The 14,348-nt window shown below is 61.7% G+C and carries 16 protein-coding genes and 1 pseudogene; 14 read left to right on the top strand and 3 right to left on the bottom strand.

Features of this window, described 5'->3' with window-relative positions; all coding sequences use genetic code 11:
• Positions 1-37 precede the first annotated feature (37 nt).
• The 5 genes from P1Y20_RS12060 to P1Y20_RS12040 are packed head-to-tail and all read left to right on the top strand — an operon-like array spanning position 38 to position 2,975.
• Positions 38-310, top strand: a complete 273-nt coding sequence (locus P1Y20_RS12060) for a DUF7854 family protein (RefSeq protein ID WP_304448907.1) — start codon at positions 38-40, stop codon at positions 308-310.
• Positions 311-357: 47 nt separating this feature from the next.
• Complete coding sequence (locus tag P1Y20_RS12055; RefSeq protein WP_304448906.1) at positions 358-696, top strand: DUF7855 family protein; 339 nt, start codon at positions 358-360, stop codon at positions 694-696.
• A gap of 3 nt (positions 697-699) precedes the next feature.
• The gene (locus P1Y20_RS12050; protein ID WP_304448905.1) at positions 700-1,548 is read left to right on the top strand and encodes a DUF7856 family protein; all 849 of its coding nucleotides are present in this window, start codon (positions 700-702) and stop codon (positions 1,546-1,548) included.
• Between the two features lie 30 nt (positions 1,549-1,578).
• Complete coding sequence (locus P1Y20_RS12045) at positions 1,579-2,319, top strand: DUF7857 domain-containing protein (RefSeq protein WP_304448904.1); 741 nt, start codon at positions 1,579-1,581, stop codon at positions 2,317-2,319.
• Complete coding sequence (locus P1Y20_RS12040) at positions 2,316-2,975, top strand: nucleotide-binding protein (protein WP_304448903.1); 660 nt, start codon at positions 2,316-2,318, stop codon at positions 2,973-2,975. The genes P1Y20_RS12045 and P1Y20_RS12040 overlap by 4 nt, the downstream gene beginning before the upstream one ends.
• Here P1Y20_RS12040 and P1Y20_RS12035 read toward each other — a convergent pair.
• Positions 2,954-3,541: pseudogene (locus P1Y20_RS12035) on the bottom strand (transcription initiation factor IIB); the annotation flags it as partial. The gene P1Y20_RS12040 and the pseudogene P1Y20_RS12035 sit on opposite strands and share 22 nt — an antisense overlap.
• An 83-nt stretch (positions 3,542-3,624) precedes the next feature.
• Between P1Y20_RS12035 and P1Y20_RS12030 the strand changes: the two are divergent.
• A complete protein-coding gene (locus P1Y20_RS12030; RefSeq protein ID WP_304448902.1) occupies positions 3,625-3,888 on the top strand; it encodes a hypothetical protein in 264 nt (87 codons plus the stop codon).
• Here the strand turns inward: P1Y20_RS12030 and P1Y20_RS12025 are convergent.
• Positions 3,885-5,096, bottom strand: a complete 1,212-nt coding sequence (locus P1Y20_RS12025; RefSeq protein ID WP_304448901.1) for a hypothetical protein — start codon at positions 5,094-5,096, stop codon at positions 3,885-3,887. The two genes, P1Y20_RS12030 and P1Y20_RS12025, sit on opposite strands and share 4 nt — an antisense overlap.
• Positions 5,097-5,320: 224 nt before the next feature.
• On the opposite strand from P1Y20_RS12025, the gene P1Y20_RS12020 reads away from it, so the two are divergent.
• The 4 genes from P1Y20_RS12020 to P1Y20_RS12005 all read left to right on the top strand — a co-directional run bounded on the left by P1Y20_RS12020 (position 5,321) and on the right by P1Y20_RS12005 (position 10,368).
• On the top strand, positions 5,321-5,527 hold the full coding sequence (locus P1Y20_RS12020; protein ID WP_304448900.1) for a hypothetical protein: 207 nt from the start codon (positions 5,321-5,323) through the stop codon (positions 5,525-5,527).
• Positions 5,520-6,491: a hypothetical protein gene (locus P1Y20_RS12015; protein WP_304448899.1), complete on the top strand. Its 972-nt coding sequence runs from the start codon at positions 5,520-5,522 to the stop codon at positions 6,489-6,491. Before P1Y20_RS12020 ends, P1Y20_RS12015 begins: the two co-directional genes overlap by 8 nt.
• Positions 6,492-6,493: 2 nt before the next feature.
• The gene (locus P1Y20_RS12010) at positions 6,494-8,197 is read left to right on the top strand and encodes a UvrD-helicase domain-containing protein (protein ID WP_304448898.1); all 1,704 of its coding nucleotides are present in this window, start codon (positions 6,494-6,496) and stop codon (positions 8,195-8,197) included.
• Positions 8,198-8,505: 308 nt separating this feature from the next.
• Positions 8,506-10,368: a hypothetical protein gene (locus P1Y20_RS12005; protein ID WP_304448897.1), complete on the top strand. Its 1,863-nt coding sequence runs from the start codon at positions 8,506-8,508 to the stop codon at positions 10,366-10,368.
• 1,183 nt (positions 10,369-11,551) lie between these two features.
• On the opposite strand, the gene P1Y20_RS18890 is transcribed toward P1Y20_RS12005, so the two are convergent.
• Positions 11,552-11,779, bottom strand: a complete 228-nt coding sequence (locus P1Y20_RS18890; protein WP_465261617.1) for a DUF8118 domain-containing protein — start codon at positions 11,777-11,779, stop codon at positions 11,552-11,554.
• A gap of 225 nt (positions 11,780-12,004) precedes the next feature.
• On the opposite strand from P1Y20_RS18890, the gene P1Y20_RS12000 reads away from it, so the two are divergent.
• The 4 genes from P1Y20_RS12000 to P1Y20_RS11985 all read left to right on the top strand — a co-directional run bounded on the left by P1Y20_RS12000 (position 12,005) and on the right by P1Y20_RS11985 (position 14,264).
• On the top strand, positions 12,005-12,220 hold the full coding sequence (locus P1Y20_RS12000; RefSeq protein ID WP_304448896.1) for a hypothetical protein: 216 nt from the start codon (positions 12,005-12,007) through the stop codon (positions 12,218-12,220).
• A complete protein-coding gene (locus P1Y20_RS11995) occupies positions 12,210-12,674 on the top strand; it encodes a hypothetical protein (protein WP_304448895.1) in 465 nt (154 codons plus the stop codon). The genes P1Y20_RS12000 and P1Y20_RS11995 overlap by 11 nt, the downstream gene beginning before the upstream one ends.
• A gap of 212 nt (positions 12,675-12,886) precedes the next feature.
• Positions 12,887-13,153 carry a hypothetical protein gene (locus P1Y20_RS11990; RefSeq protein WP_304448894.1) on the top strand — a complete coding sequence of 89 codons (267 nt, stop codon included), beginning with the start codon at positions 12,887-12,889 and terminating at the stop codon, positions 13,151-13,153.
• Positions 13,146-14,264, top strand: coding sequence for a tyrosine-type recombinase/integrase (locus P1Y20_RS11985; RefSeq protein ID WP_304448893.1), 1,119 nt, complete (start codon positions 13,146-13,148; stop codon positions 14,262-14,264). The genes P1Y20_RS11990 and P1Y20_RS11985 overlap by 8 nt, the downstream gene beginning before the upstream one ends.
• Positions 14,265-14,348: the final 84 nt, after the last annotated feature.

Below are 14,348 nucleotides of genomic sequence, written 5' to 3'. Positions count from 1 at the left end.
GGAGACTTATACCCCGCGCTCGACACTCGGCAGTCGGATGGACCGGATATCCGCCCTGCGGAACATCGAAGACGCGCTGAGCGAGTTCGAGGCGGGCGAGGCCGACCTCGCCGCCACCGAGCGGCGCGTCCGGGGCGTCCTCCGCACCTACGCCACCTCCTTCGAGGAGCAGGACGCCTACCGCGCCAGCGGCGAGGGTACCGTCGACGGCCTCGTCGTACTGGCACCCTCCCCGAAGGCGGCCCGCGAGCGCCTCCGCGAACTCGTCTCCGACCCCGACCCGTTCGACGTCGAACGGGTCGACCGATAAGTACGAAATCCGAACGTTTTTGCGAGTGGAGGGGTCCACCTCGGGGCGTGTTGCTCGTCATCGCCCACTCGCGGGCCGCCCGCGGGAGCCTCAGGAACGTCCACCGGGCGCACGAGGAGTGCGTCGTACAGCGGTTCGGCCGCGTCGCGCTGTTCGAACCGACCGAACTCGCCGCGTTCCACGCGCTGCGCCTCCGCGAGAAACACCCCGGGAGCGTCGAACTCTCGTGGGTGGCGCCGTTCAACGAGTTCGACGCCGTCCCCGAGCGCGTCCGGCGGGCCGCCCGCGCCTACGAGGCCCGCGAGCGCCGGAGCCTCCCGTACGCCGCGTTCGCCGCCGGGAGCGACCACCCCGACCCGGAGGCGCTCGCCGGCCGGGACCTGTGACGGATGCCCGGTCGCGACGACGTGCGCGTCCACCTCCGAGGCGGGACGCGCGAGGGGCGGGCGCTCGACCTCCGGGACGTGGCGTTGTCGGTCGAGACGGTCGCGCGGGCCGTGCGCGCGCCCGGTTCGTTCGTCGAGTGTCCGCCACCGGGACCCCTCCACGACCACGTCGGCGTCGTCCGTCCGGGGACGACCCTCCGGGTTCGGACCGCGCTCGCGGCCGCCGCCCGGTCGCGGGGACTGGACGCCCCACAGGACGCCGAGCGCGACCGACTCGCGCGGCGAGCGGCGGCCGTCGAGCGCGAGGCCGTCGCCCCGGACCGAACCGACGCGACCGAGGTACGGCGACGGCTGGCGACGGCCAGCGAACGGGTCGAGCGGTTGCGCGAGCGCGTCGCTACCCGCCGCGGGGAGGTGCGAGCGCTCCGCGAGGCCGGCGACGAGGCGGCCGCCCGCGCCGCGGCCGACGACCTCACCGACGTCGCCAGACGGCTCTCCGAGCGCGAGACGGAACGCGAGGCCGCCCGCGAGGAGTGGCGTGCCCTCCGGGAGCGACGCCGGGAGCGATACGACGCGTGCGAGGAGCGACGGCGCCTCGCGGACCGGGTCGCCAACCTCGACCGGGCCGCCCGCAGACACCTCGTCGAGCGGGTCGAGGGCGAGTACCGCGCTGCCGTCGAGGCTCTCCCGGGAGCCGACCCCGAGGACCCCTTCGCGGTCGACGGCCCGACCGCCGCGCTCGCCGTGCTCCGGGTGGGCGAGGCGCGCGCACCCGTCGTCCTCGCCTGCGACCGCTTCGCGAGCGTCGAGGCGGCCGTCGCGTGGCTCGACGCGCCCGCCCTCCGGCTGTAGTTTATCCGGGAGAACGCGCCAAGTGCCGTCATGGACGTCGACTGCACGCAGCACCGCGACGGCGGGGTGACGTTCGTCTCGGTCGTCCTCCGGAGCGACCGTCCTCGACGAGTGGAACTGGACCCCGCGTACGACCGGGTGTGGCCGCCACGCCGCAACGGTGTCCCCGCGAAAGGGTGGGCGGACGGCCAGTTCACGGGGCGAGTCGAGGGGACGCGCGCCGTCGGGTTCGCCACGCCCGAACCGCCGGCCGAGGGGTGCGTCGAGGTGGCGTGGGCGCCCCCCGGGGAGACGGCCCCGGCGTTCGGGCGACCCGACTGGGCGCCCGAGGTGACGGCGACGCCGGACGGGGTCGTCCGCGCGCTCTCCGACCCCCGTCCGCCGCGGGGGGCCGTTCCGGAGCCGTCGAACGCACGGGGAGTCGAGCGCGACCCCGCGAGCGGCGAGTGCGCCGACCCCGTGGCCGACGACGCGCTCGCCGACGAGCGGTCGAGCGAGGGCGCCGTCCTCGACGTCGCCGGAGGTGACGCGCTCGCGGCTATCGAGGCGCGCGTCGCGGCCGCCGAGCGACTGGCCGGTGCCGACTCGCTGGCCGAGGCGACCGAGGCGCTGGAGCGCGTCGGCGGCCTCGCGGGGGCACGGGCACTCCGGGCGGCGCTCGCGGCGGACCGCGAGCGCCTCGCGGCCAGCGTGGCCGAGGAGCGAGCCGCGACCCTGCACGAGCGGGCGGGCGTCGAGGTGCCGGTCGACACGCTGGAGCGTCTCGCGTGAGGGTCGCCGTCACCGGCGGGAAGGGCGGCGTCGGCAAGAGCACGGTCGCGTACAACCTCGGGCGGGCACTCTCAGCGGTCGTCGTGGACGCCGACCTCGGGATGGCAGACCTGCCGACCGCGCGCGGCCCCGACCTCCACGACGTGCTGGCCGGCCGCGCCGACCCCGTCGAGGCCGTGCGTGAGGACGGCCCCGTCGCGCTCCTGCCGTGCGGTCGAACCCTTCGAGGCGCGCGGGCGGCCGACCCGCGACGGCTCGTCGAGACCGTCGAGGCGGTCGAGTCGGTGTACGGTCGCGTCGTCGTCGACTGCCCGGCGGGGCTGGGCAGCGACGTGGGGTTGGCGCTGCTCGCGGCCGAGTCGTGCGTAGTGGTCACGACGCCGTCGTCGGTCGCGCTGGCCGACGCGATTCGAGCGCGGGTGCTCGCCCGGGAACTGGACGCGGGGCTGGCGGGTGTCGCGCTCAACCGCGTCGGGGCGGACCCCCCCGTCTCGCGGGTGGAACGGCTCTTCGGCGCACCCGTGACGACGATACCGGCCTCCGAGACGGTCGCGACGGCGACGACGACCGGTGTTCCGGTCGCGTCGCTCTCGACCGAGTGTGCGGAACCGTTCGAAGAACTCGCGACTGCCGTCTACTCCTCGCGCAGGTCGTAGTACGTCGAGCGCAGCGTGACCGGCGTGACGTCGGCGACGTCGGCCACGCGGCACTGGGTGAGGTCGCAGTCGTTCTCGGTCGCCGCGGTGTAGAGGCAGGCGGCGGCGACGCCGGCGGGGTTGCGTCCGGAGACGAGCGCGCGGTCGTGGGCCACGTCGGCGAGTTCGCGCGCGCGGCGTTCGACCGCCCGGGGGAGGTCGAGGTCGCTCGCGAAGCGCGCGAGGTACTCGCGGGGGTCGATGGGGCCGGTCGGGAGGCCGAGGTCGCGGTTCAGCGCGTCGTAGGCCGTCTTCAGCTCCGCGTCGGTCGCCTTCGCACGCTCGACGACCTCCCCCAGCGTCCGCGAGACGGCGTCGACCCGGCAGGTGGCGTAGACGGCCGCCGCGGCGAACCCCTCGATGGAGCGCCCGCGCAGGAGGTCCGCGTCCTGGGCCGACTCGAAGAGGACGCACGCACGGTCGCGGATGTGGTCCGGCAACTGGAGCGCGCCCGTCAACCGGCGGATCTCGGTGAAGGCGTAGACGCGGTTGCGCTCGGCCTTGTTCTTGATTTTCGACCGTTTGTGAAGAAACGGGTTTCTACTAGTGTGTACCCCCAACGAACGATGGAATTATGAGACCTACTCGTCACAGTATATGTCGTTCAGAAATGTCAAACCAAGATATTACCGTCTTAGGGAAAGGAGCGACGGGCGAATACACCGTTCGAGTTGACACCTGGGATGGAACGAACCGACACTGGGTCTATTACTTCAAGAAAAACGAAAATGGTGATTTAGAGCCTAAATCATGGGCGATTTCGCCATACAATCCAACGAGCAAAGATTTCGAGGATCAGGGGTTAGACACTGCTGTTGAGGCTCTTCGCTCTTCCGAGGAAATACAGGAAGAGGTAGACATCTCGAATATCTAATCATCGTCTTCCTTCCCCTCAATGAGCTCTTCTAGAGCTAATTCGATGCTCACCTCGGGTAGATGCCAAAGTGGGTCAACGGTGATACCCGCCGAGTCGGAGTCAACTAGGTGATACGCGGCGAACAGCTTGCCATATGCGGTTAGCTTCCACCCCTCGTCCGATTTGTCGATAAGTGGCCGACTCCGCCACGGTTCTGTATTCGTTCGCCCCGAGAGCTCTTCGGCAACCGACGTTACACTCCCTGCTAGTCCGTGCGCCTTCGTTGGCTGGATTCTCTTCGCAATCTCTCTGGAGGACATCTCCTCGCTGGAGGGAGCCCCGTTCTGGGGCAACTCTGTTTCCTCAAACAGTACTGACAGGACTTCTTCTCCTGTGACACCCCGTATCCGTTTGTTCTGTAGCGGCTCTATATCTGCTCTCAGGCTTTCGACCAACCGATATCGTTCAGCGAGCCGATGTTCGACCACGACCTCACGAATCTGCTGTCTCTGCTCGTCCTCGTCTAAGGTTTCCCACACGCACTGCTGGTCATATGGACTTTCTCCCAGCGACTGCTCTACCAGATTCGTTGCCCGTCCGACCACCCAGGGTTCGGGTTCGACACCCCTTTCCCGCAATACCTGTTCTACGACCTCGGAGCGCTGTCTCCGTCGGTCAAATGAGTGACCGAACACTCGCTGCGTATCTCCTTGCGTCTGAGCGTAAATCGGTCGCTCTGCTTCAGCCCGTTGAGTGAATAGCCTCGCTGCATCGTGGATGCGTTCTGCGCGACGTTCCTCGTCGGGATGATTAAACACTCCTTCGAGCACTCCCCATGCGAACTCCGTTAATACGGATTCGCGGTCAAACGGTCCGTCTGACGGTACCAGCCGACTCATCATCCGCCCAAAACGACGTCCAGTACGGATGCCATTAGACGGTGATTCGATGACACCCCCAGTTGGTGAAGCTCGTGGGGCAGTATACCTGAACGCTACTTCGACGTCACCGCCGATACTGAACAACTTCCGCCAGCTTGTCCCCCATTGAGCTATCTCGAGTTTATTTCGCTGGTTGTAGAGTCGGATGTCTTCAAGCAGATATTCGAAGAACTCGGGAAGGTGGGCCGCTTTCTCTTCCACCCGTTTTTCTAGCTCTCCTGCCGTATATCGAACTTCTGCTGGGACTTCCCCCTCGCGAAGGAACGCTCGCTCAGTCTCGCTCAACAGGTATCCACACCGTTTCATATTTATCAGGGCTACAAATCTAGATTTGTCCTCTATTGAATGTACCCCAATGGTCATAAGGGGAGTATGGACGCGCCCCAACGTCCCGCCCCGAAGCGAACGACGACCACCATCCCCGGGATACCCGGTATCCAGGTCTCTGACGATCGAAGCTCATCGAGATTCATCGCGAGACCTCTCGACGACACGAAGGGGTGTATCCGATGAGCGAGACCACCCCTTCGCGGCGGACCGCCCGTATGAACCGCGACGCACAGGGACAACCTCTCGGCGTTGCGGTGTTTTTAACGGCGGACGACCTCCTTGCACTCGGGGTCTCCGTCGAGTCGACCGACCTTATTGTTTACACGGTCGTCGACGGAAGGTTTCGTGCGACTTCGGCAGCCCTGAAGGAGGTCCACAATGGTTGAGAAGGGCGAGCCTCTCCCTCTCGTTCCCGGCGTTGAGTTGACCCTCACGTCGACCGACGATGGCGTCTCGGTTCGTGTCACCGAGCCGGGTCCGGAGAACGAACGCCGTGTCATCTACAGTTCGACCCAGTCCCGGACGTTCTACACTTCGGACCTGAAGCGCGGGACCATCGCGAATAAGCTCCGTGACGGGGTAAGCGAGGGTATCGATGGCGATGCCGTTGCTGGCGCCTTCCACAAGGTCTGCTCGACACTCGACGCGAGGCACGACGAAGTCGCGAAGGCGCTTCAGGCCCCGGTCGTCACGCAGCTACTAGACGAGACTGACGAGGTCCACTTCTACCGAGCTGGCCGGAACGGACGAATCGTCATCAAGCTTACGAGGGAGGACCATCACGCGAAGATCGAGTTCACCCCCGGCGAATGGGTGCGTGGCGCGACAGCGAAGCTCGAAGAGCAGTACGTTGCCGCGTTCTTCCCCGCCGAAGTCGATGTCGAAGACGAACACTGGAACGAGCTCAAAGCGGTATGGCGCGAAGTGGCCTCCGTCATCGAGGGAGACGACTACGACAGCATCGATGCGATTTCGGATGACGTTCTTTCGCGATTACGCAACTGGGTTAGCGTCCCCTTCGATACGCGCGAGGCACTCGACCGAGCACCAACGAATGTCGTACACGAGGAGGACGTCTCGAACTTCGACGCGCTCGATACCACGGGGCCAGTGGTATGGGTGCAGGGAGAGGCCATCCGTGATTGCGTGAGCGACGTCGGTTCGCACAAGCTCTACCCGGAGATCATCTCGAGACTCCGCGAACGAGGGGACATCCTGGGTCCACAGAAGCGCATCGGCAATCATCGCGTGTACCCGTTCACCCCCACCCTCATCGAGTACGACCCGGAGAATCTCGCGACAATCGCCGAGACACGAGACGAACCGGAGCGGTTCATCGGGAGGCTATGAACATGACTGAAGTCGTGAAAATCGACGGCGCTCCGGGTGCGGGGAAGACGACCGCCCTCGTCGGGTATGTCTCGTCGCACGCCAAGAGCGGATACTCGCTCGACGACTGCTTGTATCTCACGTTCACTCGGGCGGCCCGGACGGAGGTCGCAGACCGACTCCACGAAGTTTTCCCCGAGGAGTCGATGGACACGGTCAAGAAGCACGCTCGTACCTTCCACGGCGCGGCACTCTCTTCGTGTCTCCGGGCTGGCGGTCTCGATAACCCCCGAGAGCAGGTCATCACTCCGGTCCACAATGGCGACATCTACGAGGGATTCTGCCGCGACTGGGGCTTCGAATATGCACCCGAGATGATGACGACCAGTCTTCGAGCTCGTGTGGAGGGTCGTCCAGAATCGGAACCAACCGGGAACAAGGTCTTTCGACTTGCGGAACATCTCGCGCTCACACGTCGAGATGCCGCTGCGCACGTCAACGCACCGATTTCCCTTCCACTCTCCAGCGAGGAGGTCCACGCTGCTCTAGAGGCGTGGAAGGCGTATAAAGCCGAGACGGCTCCCCGTCCGCTCTTCGAGCACCATGACTATGTCAACCTCGCCATCGACGAGAGCTACCACCCTCAGGGTCGGGTTCTTTTCATCGACGAGTTTCAGGATCTCTCTCCGCAGGAATATGCGCTCTTCCGTGAATGGCGTGACAGTGGAGGATTCGATGTTATCTATCTCGCAGGGGACGCGAACCAGAGCATCTACTCGTTCCGCGAGGCGACGCCGGCCCTCTTCGAGCGAATGCCTGTCGACCGTGTTGAAACGCTCAACGAGAGTTATCGTGTCCCCTCGGCGATTACAATCGCCGCCCGCAGCATCCTCAGGTCTCACCCCGCGAACGAGACAGCAGGACTCACGTCCGCACGAGAGGGCGGAACAGTACAACGAGTGGTTACGAGGGATGCTAGCCGCCTCGGTGCGTGTGTTCGACACGCTCTCGATACGCATACCCCACAGCAGGGCGTCGCAGTCTTCGTCCTTGGACGGACGAACCGCCATGTACGATCGCTCGCTGCGGCGCTCCGGCGCGAGGGGATTCCGTACACCACCCTCAACCAGCCCGATCTCTGGACGGAAGAACTCACACGTCTCTACGAGGCGATCTGTGCTCTGCGCGATGGGGCACCTGTCCCGACCGTGTGTGTGCGAGCGCTTCTGGAGGCCCTCCCACATGATGAGCGAGAATGGCGCGAGCAGGCCCTCTTCGGTGGGAAGGCCCTTCAGCAGACGCTTTCGGATCCGTCGAAGGTGTTCGAGTACGATGTGGTTCGCCGAGCATTCCCCGAACCGACGGCAGACCTCATTGGCAGGTTCGTCGAACTTGGTCCGAAGAGCCGAACCACCCTGCTGAACGCGAGTTCGTCTCCGACGACGCACGTACCGACGCACCTCCAACTCGGGACGATACATGCGGTGAAGGGGCTCGAAGCGCCGTGCGTACTTCTCTCCGACGCCTACACGAAGCGCCTGAAACGAACGTACGCCACCGACGAACGGTTCGCTGCAGAAGAACACCGGCTCTATTACGTCGGTTCGACACGTGCATCCGAGTCTCTCTACATCGTTTCCGGCTACGGGGGGGCCCCCATGTTCCCCGGCTTCCGTGGAGGGATTCCTACCTCGGTGGGGAGACCACGCTACAAGAGGGGGGTGTGAGAATGGACGCTTCTGAATCGCACCTCGGTTTATCCCCGGACCAGGAGGCAGCTGTCGGACGGTTCGTCACCGAACATCCGGACGCATCGATACCGCAAATACTCGGCCGATTCTTACTTCCGCCCGCCGCTGGAGTCCATGTCGCGACGGTCATCGCCGACAAAACGAGCACCGAGACCGTACCATTCGATTGTACAGGGAGTGGGCGCGTTCGAGAGGACGATGGAGCAGCGGCGACTCGCTGTCACTTCAACGGCGACGCTGGACACGAGACACTCTCCCCCACCGCTCACTATGCTCGCTCTGGTGTGCGTGAACTCTTTGAAGAGCTCGGAAGCTACGAGGCGAAGGGCGAATTGCTCCTCGCGGGGGCAGTTCCCGACCACCGTCACTGGTATCGTAAGAAGACATCTGATGAGGCTCTCCCGGCGGAACTCCAGACCTCGGATACCACATTCATCGGCCGGCCGATGTGCGCGACGGTCGACTGGCCGGAGTACAACGAGCGGTTGACTCGCTCGTACTACACTACTACGACGTACACCTCGGCGTCGTTCCTCCTTGACGCTTGGACCCCCGGTCGGTGGAACAATGAGACGGAACAGACCGAGTGGTTCGACGGGGCCTCTGAGACCTGGGGGACTAATAACCCGCTTCCAGGCTACGCCGACATCGAAGCGCTGTCGCTATTCGTCGATGTCGATCTCAACGACGAGGTCAAGGCGTCGCGCCACGACGACCAAGCGGTAACTACTGACTCGTTCGACCGCTCGACGGTCGAGACCGCGATTGAGTTCACGGTCGACCGGTTTACCACCCTCACAGACGAGCGTGGCTGTATCTTCTGTCTCGACTCTGGAGGTGGCTTCTATGTCATGCTTCCTCCTGCAGTGACACGCCCGTTCTTCGACGCTCTCGACTCGCTCGCGGTCCGTCCGGAGTCTCGCGGAGCGTTCGTAGACGATCTCGTGACCCGCTTCAACCAGTGGCTCGGTGAAGTAGAGGCCGGCTTCCTGGAGTCGACGCCCTCGGCCGTAGACATGCTGAAGTTCGACGCCGTGAACAACAAAAACCGTCAGTTCAAACCGCCATTGTCGGTGCACACGACCTACGACGTCGTCGTCCACCCTCTCAGCCCATCCTCTCCACGGTACGCGCGACTTCCACTTCAGGACGTGACCGCCGAACACATCGATGCCGCCCGGCGGTGGGCGGCGACGTTCACCGCAGATCGCGAGGAATTCCGTGCCGCCGCGCGTCGGTTGGCTGCATTATTGTTCCCCGAGGCGTACACGGTTAGAGGGGAGACCGTCCAGGGGACCGTACAGGCCTGGGTCAACGCACATGAAGAGGCGGTCACGGAGAAGCGACAAGCAACCGAGGAAGCCACTCTCCGTCGCCAAACGGATCCGAGGGTCTTCGACGAGACGGGCGATTCCCCGTCCGGGATACCGGGGTCGGTCACTCCCTATTTCCATGAAGTCGAGAAAGCAATCGATGACCTCGATACCGAGGCTGTCGCAGAGGCAACGATCGTCACGGCATGGAACGACAACAAGGGGGGAGGATCTGACAAGCGCCATTTCTACCCTGTGTGGGGGCCGGACAGCAACGGTTCGGCGACGTTCGTGAACCTTGCTGGTGGATTCGCGATTGATACCGGTGCCGGTAATGCCCTCATCGGGAAGCCCAAGATGGCGCTCATCGCTGTTGAAGGGGACTCGTACCATGGAGGCGCAGCCAGTGGTGCCGATTGGCGACGTGGAGTGCAGTATCTACGCGAAGTCTTCGGCTTTGACGTTCCAGCACATGTCCCCGAGCGGGGGACGAAGAAACCAGACGGGACTATCTACGAGCGCACCCCCCTCTGGGCGCTCTGTGACGCTGCGGTCACGTTCGGGACCTGTTCCCGGGACGACCTCATAGAGAAGACGAGCGAAGATGGAGCAACATACTGGGACCTCCCTGCTCCCTGGGTATACAACGCCACTCTCGAAGCGCTGGACGAGGTATCGATCGACCATAACCGCCAGCGACGGGGAACTGGAACGACAAAGCGGAGTCCGCGTCGAATTCTTGAACAGACCCGGTCTACTTCGGATTCCCCAGCTGGCGAAACTCCACCCGATGAATGGGTCGACGATGTACTCTTGGACCTCCTCGGTGGGTGATTCGCATACGATTGGCGCTCAATCTTCGGATATATCGTACTGTCAGTGGATACGATTTTGAGCGGGTGATAAGGGAATGTCGCAGTACTGTATACGCGCGTGAGAGTACATCTTTGAAGGGTCCTTCCATCCTCGAGATTCGTCTAGACTGACGCGTCCAGGAGATGGGATTCTTCTTCACAGCCTCACAGGGAGAATCAAGGGGGGTCCGATTTTTCCCACCCCCTCTGTTTCTCGACTCATGCGCGTGAGTAGAGCACGTTCGAATGGTGTGCTCGTCATTGGTGAAATACCTAGAACTCCCTCTCCCACGTACACTCACGGCAATCTCAGAAACAAACACAAAGTCAGAGAGTCCGGAGGTTACTTCCCATTTTTATAGATTTGATAGTATATTCTAAGAGTGATATTCATATCTAGCGAGTACATACACATCGTGAGTATGTCCCCTCGATGTGGTTCGTCCACCCCCTCTGGTCCCTGCCGTCGTCGACTCGCCCCTCACCGAACTGGCGAAACGTGTTTTATGCATACTCCTGATGGCGCACCGCCGGGACATGGGGCGCCCATCGGGAATCAAAACGCGGCCGGTAATCGTGGAGGTGGCGCTCCGCCGTTGAATACGAACGCGCTAATTCATGGAGGGTTCTGTGACCCGGTACTCTTGGATGAACGCCTGTCTGGGACTGCACAAGCGTGGGTTGATGAGCTTAGTACAGCCGTATATCGCCGGTCGCAGATTACAGCTCCTACGCTCGATGATGCTGACCGTTCGCGGCTAGCTCGCCGCTATGCTGTTATATTCTATCAACAAGCGCTCGCTCGTGCTGATCTCACCGACCACGCAGAGGCCCGTGGTCTTAGCATTGCTGACGAACAGACCATTGAATTGGCGAGTGACCAGCTCGCAGTATCTCGGTCCCGGTCCGTTATCAATCCCGTTTTAGATCGTGATATGGCGCTTGATAGGCAGCTACTCCGACTGGGAGAGCAACTCAATCTCTTTGCACCACTCCCGCTCTGGGCCAATGGATTCTGTGAGTCATAGCTCGTCTCTACCCCTGCGGGGGCAACTGGATTCTATGCTATCCTGCACTACCCCCGTACTCCTCCGAGATATTTTTCTACAATTTCTGAAACCCTATAGGCGTCTTTCGTTTTTCTGTCATTAAAAGCCAATCCCTCAGCAGTTGGAGCGAACTGGACAGTCGTCAGCGTGAACGAGCTGGTCTACTCCAAACGAGGTGATGAGTTCGCGTCCGCACCCCATACATCGTGCGTATCGAGCACCTCCCTGGGCCGCTGGTTCTACGTGGTATGTGTAGTTTGGTCCACTGTCCTTCTCGGCGATGTTTATTTCAGTGTAGTCGCCCCCTCGAAGGCCTCTTTGCGATTGTTCTGTGCTTGACATTATTTGATCCCCTCAGCAACGCCCGCTCGATCGTCTCTCCAGGTCGCTCACGAACCAATTGAGCCGGCGTCGCTAACTACTACTACGGACTCTGAGCGCTTAGCTATTACTTCATGCAGTATGTACTTCATACAGTGTATACTGAATAGAGTAAGTCTTATCGTGTTCGGCGTGCTATTACGCTATAGGGTAATCCCTATGCACGTCGAACGAACAGACCTGTTAATGACCGACGAAGGACGGGCACTCCTCACAGTTCGCGAGCGCGATATCCTCTCGGGCGAGGCTGATGTTTCGGATAATTACCGATACAAGGTCCAATCGATTGTCCGTACTCGAATCCGAAAGCACCTCGGCGAGGACATCGAATTCCTGCGCGAGTTCTTCCCAGAAGTATACGATATTGCTATCACGGAGGTGTGTGAGTCCGATGAGCCATAGCAGCGATACACAACCGGCGATGGCCTACCCGACGAAGACCCAATACGCCCGGTGGAAGGCACACGCTGCCGACTACGAGATGAGTGTCTCGGAGTTCATGCAGGCGATGATCGAGGCTGGGCTAAAGAAATTCGAGGTAGCGGTAACGCCTGATGAACCCGCTCATGAGTTGCGCGAGCAGCGGAACGACCTCAAGGCCGAACTTGACCACGCCCGCAAGCGTATCCAACGCCTGGAGGACCAAGTCCACGGCGGTGAACGGCGGACGATTCGCCGATATGTCGAGCAGAATCCTGGTGTATCCTATGAAGAGATCGTCCAACAGGTCATCGATACTGCCCCTAGTCGGGTGAGTCGGCACTTGGATGACCTCGAAGGAGAGGTACTTCAGGTTCGTACCGCTGATGGGACGTATCGCTCGCTCGATATCGATTCTCCAGAGGGTGGCCTATGAGCGTCACACCCAAATCTGCCGACCCGGTTCGACGGATGGGGGTTTTCAAGCGACTCTCCGATGTCCCCGCCCGGTATCGACTCAGTAATTACGCGACCGTGTATGACGGTCAGGATATTTGGGCAGGGTTTGTAGCGAGTCGCCCGGAGTCGTTCGATTCCAAGCACTATCGGGCGTCTCTATCGAAAGCAGAGCGGTCGTGGAAAGCACATATGGCTGCCCGCGACCGTCACCATGCACTCGCTACTCCAGCGGACGTGAATACGTGGTGCGAGGACCTCCTGGAGGGACGGAGCGCCAAGACCGTCTACAGAGAGTACTGGGTACGAGTCGAACACTTCTACTCGTGGCTCCAGTCGCACACAGACTACCCGCACGTTTACCATCCACCACTCATGGCCGTCGTCGAATGCGACGCATCTCGTCGGATTTGGGATGCGAAACTCTCCGGAAAAGCGGAGGCGAGGAAATATGACTGATGTCGTTCACCCGGACGTCGATGCACAACGGGCAGAAGTGGCTGCGGCGTTCGGTCGAGACCTCGACCCGTTAGCTGCGTATGCTACGACGTTCGAAGGGATGGCGGTCGACCCATTCGACCTCTTCGTTTCGGATGTCCTCGACAGTAAGGGGCTCGCGCCTAGCACGCACAAAGCCTATGATTGGGTTTTCGAGCAGTGGAGCGGGTATATGGCCCGGGAGGGTCGTCATCCAGCCTGTCCGAACGACAAGCACGTCGTGGGTTTCCTTCAGTACTGTCGAGACGATTGCGGCAATCAGCCAGATACAGTACGGACGAAGCTCCGTCGTTTGAACAAGGCCTATGAGTACTGGCAAGACGCGCCAGCGTTTCCTCACCCCCAGGACTACAACCCGTTCACGCTCGTCCTTTCGAAGGTGGATTTGAGCCGCCCACCGCTCAAGGAGCCGCCTCGTATTCCCATCGAGACACTCGGTGAGATTCTGCACGGAGTCACGAACGTCCGCGACCGTGCGGCCATTGTCCTCCAGTTCAAACTTGGGCTACGGGCGTCCGAACTATGTAATATCACGATTCGTGACATCAGTATACAGAATGCAGATCTCCAACAGCACTACCGCGAGTTGGGGTCGCATCCAGCACTCGATAGCCGTCCTAATGCTGTCTATATTCCCTCGCGCGATGAGCGCCAGGGTAACAAATCGCGATGCCCGCGTGTCCTCCCCCTTGACGACGAAGCGCGGCACGCGCTTCTACGCTACTTGCTCATCCGGCCCGACACTGAGGAAGGGTGGATCTTCCTCTCGAAGACGAGCCACAGTCAACTCGACCAGGAGTATCTCAACAGCTGCTGGATACGAACCTTCAGACCAGAGTATGCAGAAACCGAAGAGCACCGTGGAGTGACTAGTCACTTCGGCCGTCATCGCTTCACGACGTATTGGCGGGTGGAACGAGACCTCAACCGAGAGCTGATAAAGTACATGCGGGGGGATACGACTCAGAATAGCTCGCTTGATGACCGAGGAGCGATTGACGACTACATTCATACGTACTACGAAGATATCGAACCTCTCTACCGGGAGCAGATATTTAAATTCGGTATCTGAGTTCTGCTTGTTTTCAATTTGAGCGCGGACTATGAGTGCCAAGGCAGAACTTTTCCCGACCCTTCATTTCGCTCATTTATCGAA

Origin of the sequence: Halomarina ordinaria, assembly GCF_030553305.1 — an archaeon.
GTDB classification, from domain to species: Archaea; Halobacteriota; Halobacteria; order Halobacteriales; family Haloarculaceae; genus Halomarina; species Halomarina ordinaria.
The sequence above is the reverse complement of the archived record's forward strand: the minus strand, read 5'-3'. Positions and strand labels throughout refer to the sequence as shown.